At 69.5% G+C, this 1,201-nt stretch carries 1 pseudogene; it reads left to right on the forward strand.

From position 1 onward, the window contains the following. Window positions 1-153 precede the first annotated feature (153 nt). Window positions 154-1,091, forward strand: a pseudogene (locus tag AC2W7C_RS18170) (D-alanine--D-alanine ligase). Window positions 1,092-1,201: the final 110 nt, after the last annotated feature.

Consider the following 1,201-nt stretch of genomic DNA (forward strand, 5'->3'; position numbering starts at 1 on the left):
GGCCGACTGACCCTGGTCCTGCCGCGCGCGGCGGACGCGGCGACGGCGCGGGCGGCCTGACGCTCACCCGCTTGTCATCGGTCCCGGGCCACCATGTGTTGACAGGCTGTTAAGGACGTTTGCCGCATTGCGGTGACTGTACCGGAGCCCGTCATGACCCGCCCGCTTTCCGACCTGCACGTCGCCGTCCTGATGGGGGGGCTGTCGTCTGAGCGCGAGGTCTCGCTGAGCTCCGGCGAGCAGTGCGCCAAGGCCTTGGAAGGGCAGGTGGCGCGCGTCACCCGCGTCGACGCCGGGCGGGATCTGGCTCAGGTGCTGGCCGAGCTGAACCCCGACGTGGCGCTGAACGCCCTGCACGGCGAATGGGGCGAGGACGGCTGCGTCCAGGGCATCCTGGAGACGCTGCAGATTCCCTACACCCATTCCGGCGTGCTGGCCTCGGCCATCACCATGGACAAGGACAAGACCAAGTCGATCCTGCGGGCGGCCGGGATCGCGGTCCCCGCCGGCGGCCTGTTCGACCGGTTCGAGGTGGCGCGCCGGCACGTCATCGCCCCGCCCTACATCGTCAAACCCAACGCCGAGGGGTCTTCGGTGGGCGTGTACCTGGTGCCCGAGGGGGCCAACGGCCCGCAGACGGAGGTCGGCTCCGCCGACTGGACCTACGGCGACCAGGTGATGGTCGAGCCTTACATTCCCGGCCGGAGTTGGCGGTGGCGGTTCTCGGCGAAGCTTCGGGGCCGCGTGCGCTGACGGTGACCGACATCACCCCGGTCAAGGGCTTCTACGACTACGAGGCCAAGTACGCGCCCGGGGGCTCCATTCACAAGCTGCCGGCCGACCTGCCGCCGCACGTGTTCGAGGCGGCGCTGCGCGAATCCGAACTGGCCCACCGGGCTCTTGGTTGCCGAGGGGTTTCACGATCCGACTTTCGTTATGACGATGTTAAGGACGTTCTGGTCCTTCTGGAGGTCAACACCCAGCCCGGCATGACGCCGACCTCGCTCGTCCCCGAGCAGGCCGCCCATGTGGGGATGGCGTACAAAGACCTGGTCCGGTGGATGGTGGAGGACGCCTCATGCCCGCGGTAGTTCGCGGCGGTCGGCGACAGAGTTCGAACCCGTCAGCAAAACGCGGCGCGGCTCCGGGGTCCAAGGGGCGCGGCCGCGCGCCGCGCAACGCGCCGGCGACGCCGGGCAAG

The sequence above is a fragment of the Brevundimonas sp. CURTG3B2_SDJG genome (assembly GCF_057364705.1).